This window comes from Rhizobium sp. NFR07, from assembly GCF_900111905.1.
GTDB lineage: Bacteria > Pseudomonadota > Alphaproteobacteria > Rhizobiales > Rhizobiaceae > Neorhizobium.
Map to the genome: position 1 here is coordinate 50,549 of NZ_FOKM01000005.1, position 20,394 is coordinate 70,942.

Consider the following 20,394-nt stretch of genomic DNA (forward strand, 5'->3'; position numbering starts at 1 on the left):
TGCCGTGAACCATTTCCAGTATATCGACGGCGTGCTGCACGCCGAGAACGTTGCCATTCCCGAGATCGCCAAGACTGTCGGCACGCCCTTCTACATCTATTCGACCGCGACGCTAGAGCGTCACTACAAGGTCTTCGCCAAGGCCTTCGACGGCGTCGATGCCATGGTCTGCTACGCGATGAAGGCCAATTCCAACCAGGCGGTGCTGAAGACGCTCGCCCGGCTCGGCGCCGGTGCCGACGTAGTCTCTGGCGGTGAGCTGCGCCGCGCGCTGGCGGCTGGCATCCCGGCCGAGCGCATCGTCTTTTCCGGTGTCGGCAAGACCGTGGCCGAGATGGATTTCGCCCTTGAGGCCGGCATCTACTGCTTCAACGTCGAATCCGAGCCGGAACTGGAGGTGCTGAACCTGCGCGCCATTAAGGCAGGCAAGAAGGCGCATGTCTCCTTCCGCATCAACCCGGATGTCGACGCCCGCACCCATGCGAAAATCTCGACGGGCAAGAAGGAAAACAAGTTCGGCATTTCCTACAAGCGCGCCCGCGACGTCTATGCCCATGCCGCGACGCTTGATGGCATCGAGGTGACCGGCATCGACATGCATATCGGCAGCCAGATCACCGAGTTGCAGCCATTCCGCGATGCCTTCAAGCTGCTGCGCGAACTGGTCGACACGCTGCGCGCCGATGGCCATGGCATTACCCATGTGGATGTCGGCGGCGGTCTCGGCATTCCCTATCACGCCGACAACAACCCGCCGCCGGAACCGACCGCCTATGCCGAGATCGTGACCGACGAGCTGAAAAGCCTCGGCTGCCGGATCGTCACCGAGCCGGGTCGCCTGATCGTCGGCAATGCCGGCATTCTGGTCACCGAAGTGCTCTATGTGAAGGATGCGGGCGAAAAGACCTTCGTTATCGTCGACGGCGCCATGAACGATTTGATCCGCCCGACGCTTTACGACGCCTATCACGGCGTGCGCCCGGTCGTCGTGCCGGACAAGGATGTCCCGCATGTGAAGGCCGATCTCGTTGGCCCCGTCTGCGAAACAGGCGATTACCTGGCGCTCGACCGGGACATGGCGGTGCCGAAGCCTGGCGACCTGTTTGCCGTCTCGTCCGCCGGTGCCTATGGCGCCGTGCAGGCCGGAACCTACAATACGAGGCTCTTGGTTCCCGAAGTCCTGGTCCGGGGTTCCGAGTTCCACGTCATCCGTCCGCGCGGCACGTATGAAGAGCTGATCGCCCTCGATTCCATGCCATCCTGGCTGGGTTAGAGCCTTTCTTCGCGTCTGACGCGACATTCACAATTGCGGGAAACCGCCCGAAATATGGGGGCCGGCGCACGCCTGCCCTCGTCTTCGCCACAAAGACTGCTATCTTGAAAGCTTGTTCGCGCCGCCACGATTGGAGACGGACCGCATGAGCGCTACCCGCAAAGGTGCCTTCGAGACGCATACGACGCTCGCCCGCCGCGTGGCCTTGAAACGTTCCTTCGCCCGGTTCGTCCTTTTCTGCGAACGCGCTTTGCCGCTTGCGATCGCTCCGCTCGGCGTCGCCGCCCTCTTCATTTCGGCATCCTGGTTCGGCATCTTCCGCGTCTCGCCGAACTGGCTGCGCTGGATCCTGCTTGCCGCCTTCGCGCTCGGCTTCGTCTACACCCTCCTGCCGCTCACGCGTGTGCGCTGGCCGGATGCCGATGACGCCGACCGGCTGCTCGAGGACCGCAACAACCTGCCGCACCAGCCCGTCGGCGTGCAGGAAGACGAGCCGGCTTTCGAAACCCCGTTCTCGCGCGCGCTGTGGAAAGAGCACCAGATCCGCATGGCGGAACGCATTGCCGCGCTCGACACCGGCATGCCGCGCCCGGATATCGCACGCCATGACCGGTTTGCCCTGCGCGCCGTTCCCGCGCTAGTCTTCGCCATCGCCTTCGGCTATTCCTTCTCCAATGGCGGCGGCGGCATCGGCGACGCCTTCCAGCCTGCGCCGGCAGCCCCGAGCATCAATCCGGATCTGCGCATCGATGCCTGGCTGACGCCGCCTTCCTATACCGGTCGTGCGCCGATCTTCCTGACCGGCCAGCAGGCGCAGAACAATGCAGGCCCGGTCTCCATTCCGCAGAACTCGGCGCTGACCGTCCGCGTGACGGGCGGTGAAGGCGAAGAGGCAGTGGTCTTTTCGCCGGCAGAGGGCGACGCTGCCACACTGCAGACCGAAGAAGCCAAGGCCGCCGCGAAGAAGGCCGCAGAGGCAGAGCAGAAGCCATCAGCCGCAAGCGATACGGCCGCCTCGGCACCGGCGGCACAGCCCGCTGCGCCTCAGCCGGCCCCCCAGACGGCTCAGAGCGGCGACCAGCCGCTGCCGCCGCGCACCTATGCCATGTCGGTCGGTGAAAGCGGCGAGCTTTCGGTCAACGGCCAGAGCTGGACCTTCAACGTCATTCCGGACCGAGCCCCCGAAATCGCCTTCGAAGGCCAGCCGAAGCGCTCGGTCAACGGCGCGTTGGAAATCGGCTTTCGCGCCAAGGACGATTACGGCATCCGCGAAGCCCATGCGCTGATCGAGCCCGTCGGCCCGCAGGACCCGGCCGCGACCCCGCTCTATCCGCTGCCGGAATATCGCCTTGACCTTCCCCGACAGCAGAGGGGCCAGGAGCTCAAGGGCCTGACCAGCCGCAGCCTGATCGAGCACCCGCTCGCCGGCAAGCGCGTGCGTGTGACGCTGGTCGCCACCGACGGTGCCGGGCAGACCGGCCGCAGCCCCGCCCATGAGATGATCATGCCCGGTCGCGGCTTCTCCGAGCCGCTGGCAGCCGCCGTTGCCGAACAGCGGCAGGTCTTCGCGCTCGACACCCGCCAGATGCCGAAGGCGATCGAGCTCAACGAGGCACTGACAATCCGCCCGGACGAAACCATTCCGAACCTCGGTCACTTCCTGCTGATCCGCTCCGCGCTGGAGCGCATGAAGCTTGCCCGCACGGACGAGCAGTTGAAGGATACGGCCGACTATCTCTGGGAAATTGCCTTAGGCATCGAGGACGGCGATCTGTCGCTCGCCGAACGCCGCCTGCGCGATGCCCAGCGCAATCTTTCCGAAGCGCTGCAGAACGGCGCCAATGACCAGGAGATCGCCCGCCTGATGCAGGAAATGCGCGAGGCGATGCAGCAATTCATGAACGAGCTTGCCCAGCGGATGCAGAATGCGCCGAAGGGACAGCAGAACATGCAGGCGCAGAACGTCATCCGCCAGCGCGACCTGCAGAACATGATGGACCAGATCGAGAACCTGGCCCGTTCAGGCAACCGCGATGCCGCCCAGCAGATGCTGAACGAGATGCAGCGGATGATGAACAACCTGCAGGCCGGTCGGCCGCAGCGCGGTCAGCAGGGCCAGCAACAGCAGCAGAACGGCCAGATGCGCCAGCAGATCGACAAGCTCGGCGAGATCATGCAGGAACAGCAGCGGCTGATGGACCAGACCTTCAAGCTGGACCAGGCGCTGCGCGACCGCATGCAGCGCGGCGATCCCGACCAGCAGGGTGAAGGCGATCAGCAGCAGTCGCAACAGGGCCAGCAAGGCCAGCAGCAGCAAGGTCAGCAGGGTGGCCAGCAGCAACAGGGTCAGATGGGGCAGCAGGGCCAGCAAGGTCAAGGCCAACAGGGTCAAGGTCAGGGTCAGCAGCAGAATCCCGACCAGATGACAGCCGAACAGCTGCGCGAGGCACTGAAGAACCTCCGTGCGCAGCAGGAAGGTCTCGGCAAGAAGCTAGGCGAGTTGCAGCAGGCACTGAAGGGCATGGGCATGCAGCCCGGCGAAGGCTTTGGCCAGGCTGAACGCGAGATGGGCAATGCCGGCCAGGCGCTCGGCCAGGGCGAAGGCGAACAGGCAGTGCAGGGCCAGGGCAATGCGCTCAACGCACTGCGCCAGGGCGCCCAGAACATGATGCAGCAGATGATGCAGGCCATGCAGCAGGGCCAGGGTCAGGAAGGCCAGCAGAATGGCGAGGGCGAAGGCATGGCCAACCAGGGCGGCCAGAACGGCCGAGACCCGCTTGGCCGTCCGCGCGCCACGTCCGGCCCGGATTTCGGCGACCAGGTGAAGGTGCCGGACGAGATCGACGTCCAGCGCGCCCGCGAAATTCTCGACGCGATCCGGGAGAAGCTGGGTGGCGCGCTGTCGGGTGATGCCGAGCGGCAGTATCTGGAGCGGTTGCTGGAGATTCGGTAGGGGCTGGCGAAGAAATGATCCCCTCACTTGCGATTTCTAACACTTAGCTGACGCTAAGATGTTGAAATCGCTTTTTCTCCCACAAAGGAGAGAGATACTGGTGCCGCGCACTCGGCGCCATACCTCTCCCTTGGTGGGAGAGGTTACAAAATCATGATCTTAGCTTCAGCTAAGTCATAGATTTTGTTGGTGAGGGGGTAATACGACCTGCGAGGATCTCAAGCCGCGTGGCGCGGCATCCCCGCAAGCGCCATCGCAACCGCCTTGCGGATATCAGGCAGCGCAAAGGGCTTCGGCACGACGTCGACGATCTTGGCGGCAAGGTCGTCCGCCCGTTCGCGCTGCTCGGCATAACCGGTCATCAGCAGGATCTTCATCTGCGGAAAGCGTGCCGCCGCCTGGTGGGCGAGCTCGATGCCGTCCATGACGGGCATGCGGATATCGGAAAGCAGCAGATCGTAGGAGCCTTCGTCGAGCCGTTCCAGGCCTTCGGCGCCATCGCCCGCCTCGAAGGTTTCATGGCCATCCAGGCGAAGCGCTCTGGCAACGAAGCGGCGCAGAGATTCCTCGTCTTCGGTAATCAGGATTTTGGCCATAGCGATCATCGCTCCCTGTGTGTCAATTCGGGAGCAAATGACCAGACTTTCCTTTTCGAGGAGTAAACGGCCTGCCGTCGGGGGCCGCCATGGTTAACACCTTGCCACCGCTCCGATGCGATTTCCTGCTTCGAGGCGGTATGGGCTTACGCGTCGCCGGTGACCACACCGACGAAGGGAAGCTCGCGGAAGGCGTAGGCCACGTCCATCCCGTAACCGACGACGAAATAGTCGGGGCATTCAAAACCGACGTAATCGGCTTCCAGCTCTTCCTTGCGCTTGACCTTCTTGTCGAGAAGCACGGCGAGCGACACATGGTTCGCGCCGCGCTCGTAGAGCAGTTCCTTGGCGAATTTCAGGGTCCGGCCGGATTCAAGAATATCGTCGATCAGGAGCACGTCGCGGCCATGCACGTCGCTGTCGATGTCCTTGACGATGCGCACGCCCTGGGAAACCGTCCCGGTGCCATAGCTGGACAGCGTGATGAATTCGACTTCCGGGGCAAGGCCCGTCTCATGCAGCGCGCGCAGAAGATCGGCGGCGAAGATGAACGAGCCCTTCAGGACGGCGATGACCAGCAGGTCCTTGGTCGGGCCTTTTGCGATCTCGGCGGCGATGGAGCGATTGCGCTCGGCGATCTGCTCTGCGGTGAATAGCGGTTCGATCTGCTTGCCGCGAACGACGGGCATGGGTGTCTCCTCGGTGTCCCTTCAAAGCCCGGCGATAGCACATTCCGCCTTGCAAACCAAAGTGCTAAGCGCCCCGCTCGGCCAGAGACAGCCTCAGATCAGGCAGTTTTCCACCGGGATGCGGCACGCGGGCGGAAAATCCGTAGCTCTCGCGTCCGCCGATCTGGGTGGTCTCGGTGGTGATCAGCGTGCTGGCGACGACCGCTTCTCCCGACATCAGCTCGGCGCGGATCGACGGCATGGCGAGGCGACCCTCGGTCCTGTTTTCGACGATGCCGTTGATCAGGAGGACGCGCATTCCGTTGGCATCCTGCGGCGTCATCGTCACATGGGTGATGTCAAGCGCTGGCCCCGATACCGCCGCATCGCCGGAACCGTTGATCAGCGACAGGCCGCCGAACATGGTGAAGACCGCGACCGAGATGGCAGCCACAAGGGCGAGGAAGGCGTCGGGCGAAAGACGCAGCAGGCGGCGCTCGATTGCATCGGTGACAGTCGCGAAGATTGTTGCCGCGGTTTTCGGCTCCGCTTTGGGCGCCGGACGCCTGTCGGTGGCGCTGCCGTCGCGTGACCGAGGGGCGGCTCGCCGAGCCGACGGATTTCTCACCGGCTCGAAATGGGCATCGACGACCTCGTTCGGCCGGCGAAAGTGGATCACTTTTGCGTTGCCGTCTTCCGGAGGCAGGATGTCGATCGTCACGTTGGCCCTGGCTTGCCGACGGTCGCTGAAGGTGCTCATGATACCCTCTTCTCCCAGGCCGTCTCGACATCGCCTCGGCCGGGCATTGAAAGAAATTCCCACCAGTCGTAAATTAAAATGGTTAACACATTGCAAATTCGGCCTGAAAATCGCCCTTTTGACCGCTTGATTTACCCTTCGTTTACCCTCGGCGTTAAGAGATGGCCGTCGGGTAATCATTCAATCAGGACTCGATTCTCCGTTGATCCATTTTGAAAATGTCGGTCTGCGTTACGGCATGGGCCCGGAGATCCTCCGGGACATGACGTTCGACATTCCGAAGCGGTCCTTCCAGTTCCTGACCGGGCCGTCAGGCGCGGGCAAGACGACGCTGCTGAGACTGCTGTTCATGTCGCTCAACCCGACGCGCGGCATCATCCGCATGTTCGGGCGCGATCTGTCGCAGATCCCGCGCGACGAGTTTCCGATGCTTCGCCGTCGCGTCGGCATCGTCTTCCAGGATTTTCGCCTCCTTGACCATCTGACGACCTATGAGAACGTTGCGCTGCCGCTCAGAGTGCGTGGCAAGGAGGAGGCCTCCTATCGCAATGACGTGATCGATCTGTTGAAATGGGTAGGTCTCGGCGAGCGCATCAACGTTCTGCCGCCGGTACTTTCCGGCGGCGAGAAGCAGCGTGCGGCGATTGCCCGTGCTCTGATGGACCGGCCCGAGATCTTGCTTGCGGACGAGCCGACGGGCAATGTAGACCCACCCATGGCGCGCCGTCTTCTCAGCCTGTTTATGGAATTGAACCGACTGGGCACGGCGGTCGTCATCGCGACCCACGACCTGGCCCTGATGGACCAGATCGATGCCCGACGCATGATCCTGACGGAAGGGCGACTGGATATCTATGAATGAGGTGAGCCGGGCAAACCAGCCAGCGGCCTCGCAGACGGGCCAAGGCGAAGCAGATCGCCGCAGCGGCAACCAGCCGCGGCGCGCGGAAATGCGCGTGCGCCCGACGGCTCCGATTCTCCCCCCATCCAATATCCAGGGCAACGCCCTGATGGTGGTAATCGCCATCATGGCTTTCCTCGCCTGTCTCACGCTCGGCGCCGTCAGCATGGTGCGCACGACCGCCGCAGGCTGGCAGAGCCAGATTTCTCGAGAGATCACCATCCAGATCAAGCCTGACGACGGGCTGGACATGGATGCGGCGCTCGTCAAGGCGCGGGATCTGGCACTCACCTTCGTCGGCACCCGGTCGGGCACGATCATGGACGACGCTGCGACCGCGCGGCTGCTTGAACCATGGCTCGGCGCCGATTTGCAGCTCGACGAACTGCCGGTACCGCGGCTGGTGATCGTCACCATCGACGAGAGCAATCCGCCGGACTTCGCGGCGATGCGCGACCTGCTGAAAACCGAAGTGCCGCAGGCATTTCTCGACGATCACCGCACCTGGGTCGACCGGCTGGTCTCCATGGCGCGCACGACCGTGTGGATCGGCACCGGGGTGCTGATCCTCGTCTTCACCGCAATGATCCTGACCGTGATCTTCGCGACGCGTGGCGCGCTGTCGGGCAATCGCCACATCGTCGAGGTGCTGCACTTCGTCGGTGCCGAACGCGGCTTCGTTGCCAGGGAATTCCAGAAACATTTCCTGCGCATCAGCCTCAAGGGATCGGCGATCGGGGGCGCCTTGGCGGCCTTCCTGTTTGCCACCGCCAATGTCTGGCAATCGAGCTCGCGGGCAACGCCCGAAAGCGAACAAGCGATGGCCCTGTTCGGCTCATTCAGCATCGGGTGGTCGGGTTATCTCGGCATTTTCGCCACCATGATCGTCATAGCCCTGCTGACGACCGTGACGGCACGTTTCACGGTGATGCGAACGATAGACGAGATCGACCTCGTACGGTCCGATCCGTCGCGTTCCGACGGCCTGCCGCCATCATGACAACCAGTCACATTCTCTGTACAGAGATGGGACTATGCACTGCCTCAAACTGCGATTATTGACGGGCCATGATATTCGGCAAGACCAATCGCTGGAATCCCGATGACAAACCGCCCGGCGGGAGAAGCAGATTGCTGTCCCGCAACAGCGGTTTGCGGCGGCTCGCGAGGCGTCTCATCCTCCTGCTTTTCGTCGGTATCGCCATCCTCGGCGGCGGCTTTCTCTGGTTCGCCGATTCGGTTACCTCGCTACGCGCACCGGACGGCGTGAAGGCCGACGCGATTGTCGTCCTGACCGGCGGATATCTGAGGATCGAGCAGGCGCTCGGGCTTCTGCGCGATGGAGCCGGGAAACGGCTGCTCATCTCCGGCGCCCACCCGACCACCACGCCGAACCAGATTCGCAAGGCGACCCAGGCATCGGCCGATCTCTTCGCCTGTTGCGTCGATATCGGCTATGACGCGATCGACACGATCGGCAATGCCAACGAGATCGCCCGCTGGATCCACGAGCATAATTACAAGTCCATTCTCGTGGTGACGAACAACTACCACATGCTGCGCAGCCTTCATGAACTACGCCGCGCGGATCCCGGCACCGAATTCATCCCCTACCCCGTGATCAACGCCGATCTTACCCGTCGGGCCTGGTTCCTAGAGCCGGACACGTTGCGCACCATGTTGTCGGAATACGGCAAGGTGGTCCTGGCTTCGCTCCGCGACTGGATGGGCGTGGCACGATGGACCGGCCTGCGGACCGAGGAAGACAATCGCGGCAGCAGCCAGGGCGCATCGCTCTAACAACATCCCCGACATCCCCTAGGGGGCTTGAAAGGCCCGACCCTTTTTTCCACGCACGATCTCGTGTAGGCAACGCCTGTGCTTAGGTTCAAAAGGGTTACGGCATCTTGCAAGCGTCCTCCGGGATGCCGGATGCCGTAGAGGATGCCACCATATGCTGCTGCTGCGCTCGATCCTGTTCAATACAGCCTTCTACATCAACCTGTTCGGGCGGATGATCCTGCTGTCGCCGATCTACTTCCTCACGCCGCGCAAGGCCGCTTTCCGCATCCCCAAGGGCTGGGCCTCTTCCAACAACTGGCTGATGAAGAACATCGTCGGTGCCACCTTCGAGATCGAAGGACTGGAAAACATTCCGGAAGGCGGCTGCATCTTCGCGCCGAAGCATCAGTCCGCCTGGGACACGTTCGCGCTTCTGCCCTGGCAGCGTGACCCGGTCTATATCCTCAAGCGCGAGCTGATGTGGATCCCGCTGTTCGGCTGGTATGTCGCCAAGCAGCGGATGATCCCCGTCAATCGCGGCGCCCGCGGCAAGGTCATGGTCGAGGTGATGAAGCGCACCAAGGAAGAGATGGACGCCGGACGCCAGCTTATCATCTACCCCGAGGGGACGCGTCGTGCACCGGGCGCGGAGCCTGAATATCGCTACGGCATCGCCCGCATCTATCGCGACATCAAGGTGCCGGTCGTGCCGATCGTCGCCCATTGGGGCCTGTTCTGGGGCCGCCGCAAGCTCATCAAGTATCCCGGCCGCTTCAAGGTGAAGATCCTTCCCCCGATCCAGCCTGGAATGGACCCGGACGCCTTCTACGCCCACCTGATCGAGACACTGGAAACGGCAAGCGACCAGTTGCTGATCGAGACGGTGAAGGCGAACCCGCACCTGCCTTTGCCGCCCACGGCAGCAAAGCGCCTGGCGGAGCTTCGGGCCCAGTCAGCCGCCTGAAAGTAGTCAAGGAGCGCCGGCAGCCTTGATGACTTCACCCACGGCCTCCAGCCAGTGATCGCGGATGCCCATCTGCTTCATATGGGTCACCGTATTCAGCACATAGGCATCATTTGGTCCCGACTGGCCATGGGATTGCAGCACGATCCGGGCCGCCTCCTCGACCTCAAGATGGCCGGCATATTGGTCATGTCGGCGATCGACCACATAGGTTACGGCTTGCGCGCGCCGCCCCTCCGGTAGACTGATCGGCAACAGGCGTTCCTGATAGACATTGGTGATCAGTTCGCGCTTGCGCAGATAATCAAGGGCTCCGTCACGCTCTTCATCGGCCACCCTGAACGCCACGCCGAGGCAGGAACCGCCCCGATCAAGTCCCATCACAAGTCCGGGATGTTTCTCGGTGCCGCGATGGGCGACGGACCAGACGCAGAGGCAGCGCCGAAAGCCATGAATGCGAGCCTGCTGCCTCTCGACATAGGGAAATCCCGGATTCCACATCAGCGATCCGTAGCCAAACACCCAAAATTCGTCCATATCCCGCGCCATGTCGTCGCTTGGCGCATTCTACTTTCGAATCCCGAAATGATCTTCGGAAGCACGATGCGCCTGCTCTGGAATTGCTACAGCGTCATTTGCGCACCATATGGCGCACGGCGCTATAATCTTGCGTCGCACCATTGGGAGAACAACATGGCAGCGTCAAGCCGAACCGGCATCAGCAGAAAATTATGGATGCTTGCGAGCGCCGTTGTGCTCGTCATCGGGCTCTATACTGCCGGCTGGTTCTACGCCGCCTCCGTGCTGCGGGAAAACACCCTGGCGCTTCTCGGCCAGCAGACCGATGCCGGCGTCTCGGCGACATGCGAGAACGCCGATTATCGCGGCTACCCGTTCCGCATCGGCCTGTTCTGCTCCAAGGTCACCGTCGACGACAACGTCAACGGCATCTCGGGCAGTTTCGGCGCGCTGCGGTCCGCAGCGCAGGTCTATGCCCCGAGCCATATCGTCTGGGAACTCGATGCACCTTCCGAAGTGCGCACCAGCCACGGGCTGACGGTCTCGACCGTCTGGCAAAGCCTGCAATCCAGCCTGAATACCAAGCTGCGCGGAGTGGAGCGCGCGTCGATCGTGCTGGAGAAGTCAAAGACCAGCATCGTTTCCTCCGCCATCGGGCAGTCGTTCGATGTTGCTGCCGACCACTCGGAAATCCATCTGCGCCAGAACGGCGACGATCTCGATGCCGCAATTCAGCTGACCAATGCCACGACGACGGCCGAGGGACTGCCCCAGCTTCTGCCGCCGACGAATGCGAGCGTCGATGTGACACTCGCAGGCCGCGGCGGCGTTCTGGACGGAAGCGACCAGAACGGCCTCGCCATGCAGGGATCGGAGGGCGAACTTCGCCACTTCAAAGTAGATCTCGGCGAGGGCCAGGTCCTGACACTTGCGGGTCCTTTTTCCTTCGATGACAGGGGCCGCATGTCGGGCAAGCTGAAACTGCGCATCGAGAAGATCGAAGCCTGGCAGCAGAGCCTTGATCAAGCCTTTCCGGATTTCGCACCGACGATCCAGACTGCGGCCAACATGCTGGCCGCGCTCGGTGGCGGCAGCGACGCGTCGATCGACATCACCATCCGGCGCGGCAAGGTTCTGGCCGGCGGCCTGATCCCCATCGGCGAAATCCCGCCGATCTGATGCATCAATCCGAAACCCTGCGACGGGTTTCGGAACCATGATGTTGAAAGCAGAGAGCTACTTCTTGGCGTCCAGTGCATGGCGACCGAAGTCGGGTGCATCGACATCCTGGCCGGCCTGGACGATCGACCGACGGATGGCGCGGGTGCGGGTAAAGAGTTCGAACAGCTTGTCGCCCTCGCCCCAGCGGATCGCGCGCTGCAGATAGGCGAGATCCTCGGAGAACCGCGCCAGCATCTCGAGGATCGCATCCTTGTTGTGCAGACAGATGTCGCGCCACATGGTCGGGTCGGAAGCAGCCAGACGCGTGAAATCGCGGAAACCCGAAGCCGAATACTTGATGACTTCCGCATCCGTCACCGTCTCCAGATCATCGGCCGTGCCGACGATGTTGTAGGCGATGATATGCGGAAGGTGGGAGACGATCGCCAGAACCTTGTCGTGATGCTCCGGGTCCATGTCGTCGACACGTGAGCCGAGCGCCATCCAGAAGGCCTTCAGCCTGCCTAGCGCCTCGGGATCAGTATTCGGCAGCGGCGTGAAGATGCACCAGCGGTCACGGAACAGGCCGGCAAAGCCGGCATCCGGTCCCGACTTCTCCGTACCCGCCAGCGGGTGACCGGGGATGAAATGGACGTTGTCCGGCATGTGCGGCGCCATCTGGGCGATGACGGAAGCCTTAGTCGAGCCGACGTCGGTGACGATCGCGCCCGGCTTGAGGCTGCCCGCAATCTGCTTGGCAACGGCTTCAGATGCGCCGACAGGGACCGAAACGATGACGAGATCCGCGTCCTTCACGGCATCCGCTGCGGACACAGTGTATTCCGTGCCGAGTTCAAGTTCCTCGGCGCGCGCCAGCGTTTCCTCGCTGCGCGTCGACACCACGACCTGGTTGGCAAGCCCGAGTTCCTTGACGTCCCGGGCAATCGACGAGCCGATCAGACCGATGCCGATCAGCGCGATCCGCTCGAAATGCGGCTCCGTCATCAGTTACGTCCCATAAACTCGCCGAGCGTTTCGATCACGCCGCGATTAGCCTCTTCGGAGCCGACGGTCATACGCAGCGCATTGGGCAGGCCATAGCCCTTTACCGCACGCAGGATATAGCCACGGCTAGTCAGGAAGGCGTCGGCATCCGACGCGCGCTTGCCGTCTATCTCCGGGAAGTGGATCAGCACAAAATTGGTGACCGACGGCGTGACCTTGAGACCGATCGCCTCGAAGGCATGGACCAGCTTGTCCATCCACAGCACATTGTGCTCGATGGCTTCACCGACAAACTCCTGGTCTCGGATCGCGGCAGATCCGGCGGCAATCGCCGGCGCGTTCATGTTGAACGGGCCACGAATGCGGTTCAATGCATCGAGAATGTTGGCCGGGCCATACATCCAGCCGATGCGAAGCGCCGCCAGACCGTAGACCTTCGAGAAGGTGCGGCACATCACGACATTCTTGTTCGACGACACGAGTTCGATACCGGCCTCATAGTCGCTCTTGCGGACATATTCAGCATAGGCCGCATCGAGCACGAGGATGACATTCTTCGGCAGGCCGGCATGCAGGCGACGGATATCGGCGACCGGGACATAGGTGCCGGTCGGATTGCCGGGATTGGCGATGAAGACGAGCTTCGTCTTCTCGGTGACTGCGGCCAGGATCGCGTCGACATCGACGGTATAATCCTTCTCCGGCACTTCGATCGCCTTGGCGCCGGCGCCCATGATCTGGATCTTGTAGACCAGGAACCCGTGCTGGGTGATGATCGCCTCGTCGCCGGCACCCAGATAGACATGGCAGATCAGGCCGAGCAGCTCATCCGAGCCGTTGCCGCACATGATGTTGGCGGCGTTGAGACCATGCACGCCGGCAATCGCCTCACGCAACGCCAGCGCCTGGCCGTCCGGATAGAGTTCGAGATGGCCGGCCGACTGGCGGAAAGCTTCGATCGCCTTGGGGCTGGCACCGAGCGGCGTTTCATTGGAGGAAAGCTTGAACACCCGAGCAACGCCCGGAGCATGTTCCTTGCCGGGCACATAGGCGGCGATGTCCAGAATGCCTGGACGCGGAACGGGCTCATTCGCAACGATGCTCATCGGATCTACCTTCTCGGAAATGCCTGCAACGACAGGGAATGCGAAGGCATTAAATCTGAAACAGGGCTTTGTCGAGAGCGAGTATCCGCGGCTCTTTGAATACGGGTGTCGGAACGATCCCTGCCGGCACGTCTTTCAAACGAACAGTGTGCAAGGAGGACATCATGAGCACGGGAGATCACGACGACATCAGGGCTCTGCTGGACGATTGGACGCAGGCTTTGCGACGGAAGGATGCGGCAGGCATCATGGCCTGCGAATCCGCCACGATCCGGCAATTCACGCTCGCCCCTCCGCTTCAGCAGAGTGGTGGAGATGGGGCGGAGCTTCAGTCCTGGTTCGACACTTGGGAAGGACCGCTGGAATTCGAGAGCCGCGACACGGATCTGCGCCTTGGCGGTGATATCGCCTGGTGCTCGGCATTCGCCTGGCTTGGCGGCAACAAGATTGGTCAGGGCAAGGTCGGCTTCTGGTATCGCCTGACGCTCGCCTTTGCCCGGGAGGACGGCCGCTGGCGGATCGTCCACACCCATGAATCCGTGCCCTTCGCTATGGAGGGAGAGCCGCTCGGCCTTTTCGATCTGAAACCCTAGCTGCGATCCCGGGTCGTGCGCACGCCCTGCGGTGTCAGCACCGGCACGAACACCCGGCGCGACGAGCGTGCGGCAACCGGAAGCCCCTGATAGAGCCGCTTCTGCGCTTCGAGCACGAGGACGCCCGAAAACACCGGCCAGAAGCGGCGCCCCATGCGCTCGAAGATATGCCGCAGTTTCAGCACGGTCTTGATCTTTGACGGTGGGAAGAACAGCGCCTCGGCCGTGGCGCCAGGCGTGAAATTCGCCTCGCGCAGCAGCGTCGTCAGCTGGCTGCGGGAATAGGGCCGGCCCGAACCGAAAGGCGTGTGCTCCATGCGCGCCCAGACGCCGCGCCGATTGGGAACGACGATGACGAGCCGTCCGCCCGGCGCCAGCACACGCCAGGCCTCTTTCAGGCTCTCGCGCGGATTTTCGGCAAATTCCAGCGAATGCACCATAAGCACGCGATCAATGGAACTGTCCGGCAGCGGCAGCTCCTCATCGAACACCAGCGCGGTGGAGGACAGCTCGCCCACCGGCCAGTTCACCGCCCCCTGCCCGGCGGGCATGAAGGCGAAGGTACGCTCCGTATCGGCCCGGAACCGGTCGAGATAAGGCACCGCATATCCGAGCCCCACCAGCCGTTCCTCGGGTAGACGCGCCCAGAGCGAGGCGAGCGCCATGGCGATCGAATGCTCGGCAAGCCGGCCGAGCGACGAATGATAAAATTGGCGAAGATCAACGATATCGACGGACAAGATAAAAATGCTCGTGTTCGGTGGTTGGTTTCGAAGGTGCCTCTCTCTACATTGTTCCACGATAAGCGTTGAGCAATAGGTGCATTCTGATGAGGCCTTTGGAAATCGAAGTTTTTTCCTGCCGGAGCGACAATTTCGGCGTCCTTGTGCATGATCCGGAAAGCGGACTGACGGTATCGATCGATGCCCCGGAGGAAAAGCCGATTGTCGAAGCCGCCGAGCGCCGCGGCTGGAAGATCACCCATATCTTCACCACCCATCATCACACCGACCACGTGGAAGCGAACCTCGCGTTGAAGGAGCGTTACGGGCTGGAGATCATCGGGCCGGTCAACGAGGCGGTCGCCATTCCGGGCCTAGACAAGACCATGACGGATGGCGACGAGTTCCATTTCGGCGACCATCTGGTTCGCGTCATAGAAACGCCCGGACATACGGCTGGCCACATCTGTTTCCATTTCCCGGACGACAAGATCCTGTTTGCCGCCGATACGCTGTTTGCGCTCGGATGCGGACGCCTGTTCGAACGTCCGGCGGCTGACATGTGGCACTCGCTGCAGAAACTCGCCGTGCTTCCCGACGAGACGGCCATCTATTTCGGCCATGAATACACGCTGTCCAATGCTAGATTTGCCCTGACGATCGACCCCGACAATGAGCGCCTGAAGGCGCGCGCTGCCCAGGTCGAAGAGATGCGTGCCGAGGGCAAGTTCACCATTCCGACGATGATGGGGCTGGAAAAGGAAACGAACCCCTTCCTGCGGGCAAACGACCCCGCAATCCGCCGCAATCTCATCATGGAAGGCAAGACCAACGAAGAGGTCTTTGCCGAGATCCGCAAGCGCAAGGACAATTTCTAACCGAGGACGTCAGATATGGCTCGGCAAACCGCGGAAGACATCATCACCACGCTCGGCATGCAGCGCCACCCGGAAGGCGGCTGGTTCGTCGAGACGTTTCGTGATGGCAACGGCACAGGCCGCAGCGCCTCGACGGCTATATACTACCTGCTGCAGGCGGGCGAGCGCTCCCATTGGCACCGCGTCCGCGATGCAGCCGAGGTCTGGCACTTTTATGCGGGCGACCCGCTGCTGCTGCGGATATCGGATGGCAAGACTGTCAAGGACATCCGCCTCGGAACAGATCTGGCTGCGGGCGAGCGCCCCCAGGGTATCGTTCCCGCAGATGCGTGGCAGGCCGCCGAACCGCTCGGAGCCTTCACGCTCGTCGGCTGCACGGTAGCGCCGGGCTTCGAATTTTCAGGCTTTGAAATGGCAGAGCCCGGCTGGGAGCCGGGCTAGATCTTCAGAAAAGATACGGCCTGATCACGCGAGAGCTATGGTAGCCGACATCTCTGCTATTCCGCCGGCGCTGCCGCGACCTTTTTCGGCCTGATCATCTCCTTCGCCGCCAGCACCGCGCCGCCGGTGATCAGCACGCAGGCGAGCAGGATACGCCAGCTAGGTTCCGCAAAGCCGCTCAGGAGCAGGATGACCGTCGAGAGCAGCGGGGCGGCGTAGCTGGCCGCGCCGATGACCTGGATGTCGCCATTCTTGACGCCGTAGTCCCAGGCATAGAAGGCGGCGCCGACCGGCAGCAGGCCAAGCCCGATGATGGCCAGCCATTCGCCGCCATCGGCTGGCCAGACGGTCGTTTCGAGCGCCAGATGGCAGGCGAGCGACAGCAGCGAGGTCGCAAGGCAGAATCCCGTCACCACATCCGTCGAGACCCGATCGAAACTGCGCGTCATGAGCGAATAGCCCGACCACGTGAAGGCGCAGAGCAGAGCTGCGCCATAGCCAAGAAGGTAGGACTGGTCGAAGGACACGCCGTTGCGCGACACGATCGCGACAGTGCCGCAGAGCCCGGCCAGCGCGCCGACGACATGATACCAGCGCAGCCTCTCGCCCGGCAGAAGCGCCGACCCGACGACGATGAGCAGTGGCCAGAGATAGGCGATCAGTCCCGCTTCGACGGCGGGCGCGTTTCTGAGCGCGGTGAAATACAGGAAATGATAGCCGAACAGGCCGGCAATGCCGATGATCCAGACCTTGGCCGGCTGCTTCAGCAGCCTGATGCGCTCAGGCTTCAGCGCGAGAAGCACCAGCCCCGGCAGGCTGCCGATCGTGAAAGTCATCGCATTCATCTGGAAAGGCGGAACGCTGCCGGATGCAGCCGTCATGAGAGCCAGCAACGACCACATCAGAATTGCGGTGAAGCCGATCAGAGTACCCCGTAATTTCAAAGCCCAGATCCCCTTATTCTTGGCCCTGGGCTGCCGCCTCACCCGCCGTAACGCACGGCCGTGATGTAGAGCGGGCCCATCCTCGTCGGGATATGGGCGTATATAGGGGCATATACAGTGCCGCGGTCGGCCTTGGCAAACCACACTTCCATCGGTGTCTTCTTCAGATACTCGATATCGCTGCGGCCCTTCTTGAAGCCCGATTTCGGCACGTAGCGCACGGTGCAGACAATCACTTCACCCTTGAAGCCCTTCGTCTCATAGGGCTTAGTCCCCTCATTCTTCAGCAGGAGATCCATCCGCGACTCGCCGTCATAGACCGGCACCCGGCCCGCGCAGACTTTCGCGCCCTCGGGGAAGATCAAGCCGCTCAGTGGATCAAGGACGGAACGCAGGTCCTTCGGCGTCACCGGCACCCAGTTTTCCGGGCTTCGGCGCGGTGCCGGCTTGATCGTCGTGTCGGTCACATTGCCATTGCGGTAGGTGACGTCATAGATGCGTGTCCGATCGCCGAGCCTGTAGACCAGATTATAGCGATCCGCCTGAAGGCGATCCCCGGTTATCCGCCCGGCAACATTGGTTTCCGCCGAGACGCGCTTGATGATGTTAACGATGCCGCCTGACTTGAAGATGCCGTTGATCTTATAGCCGTTCCCATCGAATTCGCTGGAAAAGCTTGCGCTGCCGATCGGCAGGATACCCAGGGTTATGTTGTATTCGCTGACGCTTTTCACCTCTTTGGCCGACGAGGCTCCGGCGCTTGCACCATATGCCAAAAGAATTCCCACAAGCAGCCGGCTGAGACGAAACATGATTTGTCCGCAATGGTTTGAGGCTTCGGATTTGGTGATATAAGATGTGCATCATGGCAAGAAAATAGCGGTGACGACTAACGCTTGCCGTGCAAACCCATCCGAAAGCCGAGGTTTTGGCTTGACGGGCCGGGTCTCACTGACTATAGAACCGCAACTTTCCAATCAGGACCAGTTGGATCGGCGCGCCGGACATTGTCCGGATGACCATCCGATTGCAGAAGAAAACAAAGGTGAATGCCATGTCTCGTGTATGCGAACTGACCGGCAAGGGCGTAATGACCGGCAATAACGTCAGCCATGCCAACAACAAGACCCGTCGTCGGTTCCTGCCGAACCTGTGCCAGGTCACGCTGATCTCCGACGCTCTCGGCCAGCGCTTCCGTCTGCGCGTTTCCGCGCACGCTCTCCGCTCGGTCGAACACCGTGGCGGCCTCGACGCCTTCCTCCTGAAGTCCGACGAGAACGACCTGTCGATGCGCGCCCGTCTGCTGCGTCGCCAGATCGCCAAGAAGACTGCAGAAGCCGTAGCCGCTTAATAGCGCTTCGCTTCGACTTCACCGGCTTTGGAGAAGGCTTGACCGGTTAATTCCGGACAAGCCTTTTCTCTTGGGCTTTCCGCAACTGGTGGCATACCCCAGGATAAAAAAATGCACGTAGCACGCTATACCTTTCTCTATTCGCTTGCGATGGCAGCGATCGTCGTCGCCTCCAACGTCCTCGTTCAGTTTCACCTGACGGGCACGCTTTGGGGCATCGCGCTTGGTGATATCCTCACCTGGGGCGCTTTTACTTATCCCGTCGCCTTCCTCGTCACCGACCTTGCCAACCGTCAGTTCGGCCCGGCCATTGCCCGCCGCATCGTGTTCGTCGGTTTCGTCGTCGGCGTCGCACTGTCCTTCTGGCTGTCGGACCCGCGTATCGCGATCGCCTCCGGCACCGCTTTCCTGATCGGCCAGCTTCTCGACATCTCGGTCTTCAATGAACTGCGCCGCAAGACGTGGTGGAAGGCGCCGCTGGCTGCCTCGATGATCGGCACGGTGATCGACACGATCCTGTTCTTCTCCATCGCCTTCGCGCCGTTCTTCGCCTTCATCGGCCCGAACCTCGACTTCGCGATCGCCCCTGCTCCCGTTCTCGGCGTCTTTGCCACAGAAGCACCGCGCTGGATTTCCTGGGCGCTTGGCGATCTCGTGGTGAAGGTCGTGGTCGGCGTCGTGTTGCTTCTGCCCTACGGCGCGCTGATGAACGTGCTGAAGCCCATGCCTCAGCTGGCACCCAAGACCGCCTGACAAAACGAAGGGAGCCAGTGGCTCCCTTTTTTATTGGTTCAGTACGAATTCCAGCATCACGTTCCGCTGGAGAATGCTGCCATTGTCGTCAGAGACGAGGATGACATGCGGCTTACCATCCGCGCCCTGGATGACGTCGATGCCTTCCATATTGTCGATGGCATAGCCCATGTCGGCTTCGACCAGCACCTCGCCGTCGACTGCGGCACCCGGACGGATATCCTCACCCCTGATCAGCCGGATACGCATACCGAGACCGCCAAGGAAGCTGAAACTCCGCTCCAGCAGGAGCAGATCCCCATTTGGCAGGAACGCCCCGTCGGTCGCATCATAGGGCTCATGGCGCACGAGCTTGAATTGCCCCTTGAGCGGTCCGTCGACGATCGCGGCAAAGAGATTGCCGCTTTCGTCGAGGCTGTGCTCAGTGATCGCGATGAGTCCGCCGCGAAGCGGGCTGGAGGCCGGCGATGCGACAAGCGTCTCCATCCCGCCATTGCGGCGAAGCTCGCTACGCGGGATCAGAAAATCAACGCTGCGTAGCGGCGATGCGCTTTCGAACCCGGGATCGGTATAGGCATCGACGCGATGCTGCTGCTCGAAACTTACAAGGGCCTCCCCACGACGCAACGCCAGGCCTTCGGCGTCCGAGGCTGCCTTGGAGCCTGTGCGCCCATCGCGCAACAGGATGGGGCTGACCGTGAGATTAGTAAGGCCCGTCAGTTTTCCGTCCGCATCACGCTCTATCTTCCCGGTCAGCCATTCGCCGGTATCGAGCACTGAAACGAAACTCGCACCATCCGGCCGGAAGCGGATACTGGAAAGAGACTGGACGCGACCGTTGCTCGAACGGAAGTCGATGCCTCCGAGGAATTCCAGCGGCCCGAACACCTTCTGGTCGGACCCCGTCTTGAAGCGCGTGATCGGCGTTGCGGTAACCGAGACTGCATCCTGCGCAGCGAGGCTGGCCGGCAATAGCGCGAATGCAATGCCGGCCAATAGAAGACGTTTCAGCCTCAACAAGCGC

General features: G+C 61.9%; 22 protein-coding genes. 12 read left to right on the forward strand and 10 right to left on the reverse strand.

Features of this window, described 5'->3' with window-relative positions; genetic code table 11:
• Positions 1 to 4: 4 nt before the first annotated feature.
• Both lysA and BM216_RS12220 read left to right on the forward strand, forming a co-directional pair.
• Positions 5 to 1,273, forward strand: a complete 1,269-nt coding sequence (gene lysA, locus BM216_RS12215; RefSeq protein ID WP_092999462.1) for a diaminopimelate decarboxylase — start codon at positions 5 to 7, stop codon at positions 1,271 to 1,273.
• A 145-nt stretch (positions 1,274 to 1,418) separates the two neighbouring features.
• Entirely contained in the window at positions 1,419 to 4,226 is a 2,808-nt protein-coding gene (locus BM216_RS12220) for a TIGR02302 family protein (RefSeq protein WP_092999463.1), read from the forward strand.
• Positions 4,227 to 4,444: 218 nt separating this feature from the next.
• On the opposite strand, the gene BM216_RS12225 is transcribed toward BM216_RS12220, so the two are convergent.
• The 3 genes from BM216_RS12225 to BM216_RS12235 all read right to left on the reverse strand — a co-directional run bounded on the left by BM216_RS12225 (position 4,445) and on the right by BM216_RS12235 (position 6,250).
• Entirely contained in the window at positions 4,445 to 4,822 is a 378-nt protein-coding gene (locus BM216_RS12225; protein WP_092999464.1) for a response regulator, read from the reverse strand.
• Positions 4,823 to 4,968: 146 nt separating this feature from the next.
• Entirely contained in the window at positions 4,969 to 5,511 is a 543-nt protein-coding gene (hpt, locus tag BM216_RS12230; protein WP_092999465.1) for a hypoxanthine phosphoribosyltransferase, read from the reverse strand.
• 64 nt (positions 5,512 to 5,575) lie between these two features.
• A complete protein-coding gene (locus BM216_RS12235; protein WP_092999466.1) occupies positions 5,576 to 6,250 on the reverse strand; it encodes a hypothetical protein in 675 nt (224 codons plus the stop codon).
• A gap of 202 nt (positions 6,251 to 6,452) precedes the next feature.
• On the opposite strand from BM216_RS12235, the gene ftsE reads away from it, so the two are divergent.
• The 4 genes from ftsE (at position 6,453) to BM216_RS12255 (ending at position 9,897) form a co-directional block, all read left to right on the forward strand.
• On the forward strand, positions 6,453 to 7,112 hold the full coding sequence (gene ftsE, locus BM216_RS12240) for a cell division ATP-binding protein FtsE (RefSeq protein ID WP_177230769.1): 660 nt from the start codon (positions 6,453 to 6,455) through the stop codon (positions 7,110 to 7,112).
• A gap of 88 nt (positions 7,113 to 7,200) precedes the next feature.
• A complete protein-coding gene (locus BM216_RS12245; RefSeq protein WP_092999744.1) occupies positions 7,201 to 8,151 on the forward strand; it encodes a cell division protein FtsX in 951 nt (316 codons plus the stop codon).
• 131 nt (positions 8,152 to 8,282) lie between these two features.
• Entirely contained in the window at positions 8,283 to 8,951 is a 669-nt protein-coding gene (locus BM216_RS12250) for a YdcF family protein (protein ID WP_244530163.1), read from the forward strand.
• Positions 8,952 to 9,105: 154 nt separating this feature from the next.
• On the forward strand, positions 9,106 to 9,897 hold the full coding sequence (locus tag BM216_RS12255) for a lysophospholipid acyltransferase family protein (RefSeq protein ID WP_092999469.1): 792 nt from the start codon (positions 9,106 to 9,108) through the stop codon (positions 9,895 to 9,897).
• 6 nt (positions 9,898 to 9,903) lie between these two features.
• Here BM216_RS12255 and BM216_RS12260 read toward each other — a convergent pair whose 3' ends face one another.
• Complete coding sequence (locus BM216_RS12260; RefSeq protein ID WP_092999470.1) at positions 9,904 to 10,446, reverse strand: gamma-glutamylcyclotransferase; 543 nt, start codon at positions 10,444 to 10,446, stop codon at positions 9,904 to 9,906.
• 144 nt (positions 10,447 to 10,590) lie between these two features.
• On the opposite strand from BM216_RS12260, the gene BM216_RS12265 reads away from it, so the two are divergent.
• Complete coding sequence (locus BM216_RS12265) at positions 10,591 to 11,595, forward strand: DUF2125 domain-containing protein (protein WP_092999745.1); 1,005 nt, start codon at positions 10,591 to 10,593, stop codon at positions 11,593 to 11,595.
• Between the two features lie 57 nt (positions 11,596 to 11,652).
• Here the strand turns inward: BM216_RS12265 and BM216_RS12270 are convergent, their stop codons facing one another.
• Together BM216_RS12270 and hisC are read right to left on the reverse strand one after the other, a co-directional pair.
• The gene (locus BM216_RS12270; protein WP_092999471.1) at positions 11,653 to 12,582 is read right to left on the reverse strand and encodes a prephenate/arogenate dehydrogenase family protein; all 930 of its coding nucleotides are present in this window, start codon (positions 12,580 to 12,582) and stop codon (positions 11,653 to 11,655) included.
• Positions 12,582 to 13,688: a histidinol-phosphate transaminase gene (gene hisC / locus BM216_RS12275; protein ID WP_092999472.1), complete on the reverse strand. Its 1,107-nt coding sequence runs from the start codon at positions 13,686 to 13,688 to the stop codon at positions 12,582 to 12,584. Before hisC ends, BM216_RS12270 begins: the two co-directional genes overlap by 1 nt.
• Positions 13,689 to 13,852: 164 nt before the next feature.
• Here hisC and BM216_RS12280 point away from each other — a divergent pair, with 164 nt between their 5' ends.
• Positions 13,853 to 14,281: a nuclear transport factor 2 family protein gene (locus BM216_RS12280; RefSeq protein ID WP_092999473.1), complete on the forward strand. Its 429-nt coding sequence runs from the start codon at positions 13,853 to 13,855 to the stop codon at positions 14,279 to 14,281.
• Here the strand turns inward: BM216_RS12280 and BM216_RS12285 are convergent.
• A complete protein-coding gene (locus BM216_RS12285) occupies positions 14,278 to 15,021 on the reverse strand; it encodes a class I SAM-dependent methyltransferase (protein WP_092999474.1) in 744 nt (247 codons plus the stop codon). The two genes, BM216_RS12280 and BM216_RS12285, sit on opposite strands and share 4 nt — an antisense overlap.
• An 89-nt stretch (positions 15,022 to 15,110) precedes the next feature.
• Between BM216_RS12285 and gloB the strand changes: the two genes are divergently transcribed.
• Together gloB and BM216_RS12295 are read left to right on the forward strand one after the other, a co-directional pair.
• Positions 15,111 to 15,881, forward strand: coding sequence for a hydroxyacylglutathione hydrolase (gene gloB / locus BM216_RS12290; RefSeq protein ID WP_092999475.1), 771 nt, complete (start codon positions 15,111 to 15,113; stop codon positions 15,879 to 15,881).
• A gap of 15 nt (positions 15,882 to 15,896) precedes the next feature.
• A complete protein-coding gene (locus BM216_RS12295; RefSeq protein ID WP_092999476.1) occupies positions 15,897 to 16,322 on the forward strand; it encodes a cupin domain-containing protein in 426 nt (141 codons plus the stop codon).
• 56 nt (positions 16,323 to 16,378) lie between these two features.
• Here the strand turns inward: BM216_RS12295 and BM216_RS12300 are convergent, their stop codons facing one another.
• Together BM216_RS12300 and BM216_RS12305 are read right to left on the reverse strand one after the other, a co-directional pair.
• Positions 16,379 to 17,266, reverse strand: a complete 888-nt coding sequence (locus BM216_RS12300; RefSeq protein WP_092999477.1) for an aromatic amino acid exporter YddG — start codon at positions 17,264 to 17,266, stop codon at positions 16,379 to 16,381.
• 38 nt (positions 17,267 to 17,304) lie between these two features.
• Positions 17,305 to 18,078 carry a DUF3108 domain-containing protein gene (locus BM216_RS12305; RefSeq protein ID WP_092999478.1) on the reverse strand — a complete coding sequence of 258 codons (774 nt, stop codon included), beginning with the start codon at positions 18,076 to 18,078 and terminating at the stop codon, positions 17,305 to 17,307.
• A gap of 242 nt (positions 18,079 to 18,320) precedes the next feature.
• On the opposite strand from BM216_RS12305, the gene rpmB reads away from it, so the two are divergent.
• Entirely contained in the window at positions 18,321 to 18,617 is a 297-nt protein-coding gene (gene rpmB, locus BM216_RS12310; protein WP_092999746.1) for a 50S ribosomal protein L28, read from the forward strand.
• 111 nt (positions 18,618 to 18,728) lie between these two features.
• On the forward strand, positions 18,729 to 19,370 hold the full coding sequence (locus tag BM216_RS12315; protein ID WP_092999479.1) for a queuosine precursor transporter: 642 nt from the start codon (positions 18,729 to 18,731) through the stop codon (positions 19,368 to 19,370).
• A gap of 30 nt (positions 19,371 to 19,400) precedes the next feature.
• On the opposite strand, the gene BM216_RS12320 is transcribed toward BM216_RS12315, so the two are convergent.
• Positions 19,401 to 20,387, reverse strand: coding sequence for an esterase-like activity of phytase family protein (locus BM216_RS12320; RefSeq protein ID WP_244530164.1), 987 nt, complete (start codon positions 20,385 to 20,387; stop codon positions 19,401 to 19,403).
• Positions 20,388 to 20,394 lie beyond the last annotated feature (7 nt).

Coding starts and splice junctions, on each gene's coding strand:
- gloB (WP_092999475.1), top strand. CDS start 15,111: ATGAGGCCTTTGGAAATCGAAGTTTTTTCCTGCCGGAGCGACAATTTC.
- BM216_RS12220 (WP_092999463.1), top strand. CDS start 1,419: ATGAGCGCTACCCGCAAAGGTGCCTTCGAGACGCATACGACGCTCGCC.
- BM216_RS12270 (WP_092999471.1), bottom strand. CDS start 12,582: ATGACGGAGCCGCATTTCGAGCGGATCGCGCTGATCGGCATCGGTCTG.
- BM216_RS12225 (WP_092999464.1), bottom strand. CDS start 4,822: ATGGCCAAAATCCTGATTACCGAAGACGAGGAATCTCTGCGCCGCTTC.
- BM216_RS12305 (WP_092999478.1), bottom strand. CDS start 18,078: ATGTTTCGTCTCAGCCGGCTGCTTGTGGGAATTCTTTTGGCATATGGT.
- BM216_RS12260 (WP_092999470.1), bottom strand. CDS start 10,446: ATGGCGCGGGATATGGACGAATTTTGGGTGTTTGGCTACGGATCGCTG.
- rpmB (WP_092999746.1), top strand. CDS start 18,321: ATGTCTCGTGTATGCGAACTGACCGGCAAGGGCGTAATGACCGGCAAT.
- BM216_RS12315 (WP_092999479.1), top strand. CDS start 18,729: ATGCACGTAGCACGCTATACCTTTCTCTATTCGCTTGCGATGGCAGCG.
- BM216_RS12265 (WP_092999745.1), top strand. CDS start 10,591: ATGGCAGCGTCAAGCCGAACCGGCATCAGCAGAAAATTATGGATGCTT.
- BM216_RS12245 (WP_092999744.1), top strand. CDS start 7,201: ATGCGCGTGCGCCCGACGGCTCCGATTCTCCCCCCATCCAATATCCAG.
- BM216_RS12280 (WP_092999473.1), top strand. CDS start 13,853: ATGAGCACGGGAGATCACGACGACATCAGGGCTCTGCTGGACGATTGG.
- BM216_RS12255 (WP_092999469.1), top strand. CDS start 9,106: ATGCTGCTGCTGCGCTCGATCCTGTTCAATACAGCCTTCTACATCAAC.
- hpt (WP_092999465.1), bottom strand. CDS start 5,511: ATGCCCGTCGTTCGCGGCAAGCAGATCGAACCGCTATTCACCGCAGAG.
- BM216_RS12295 (WP_092999476.1), top strand. CDS start 15,897: ATGGCTCGGCAAACCGCGGAAGACATCATCACCACGCTCGGCATGCAG.
- hisC (WP_092999472.1), bottom strand. CDS start 13,688: ATGAGCATCGTTGCGAATGAGCCCGTTCCGCGTCCAGGCATTCTGGAC.
- BM216_RS12235 (WP_092999466.1), bottom strand. CDS start 6,250: ATGAGCACCTTCAGCGACCGTCGGCAAGCCAGGGCCAACGTGACGATC.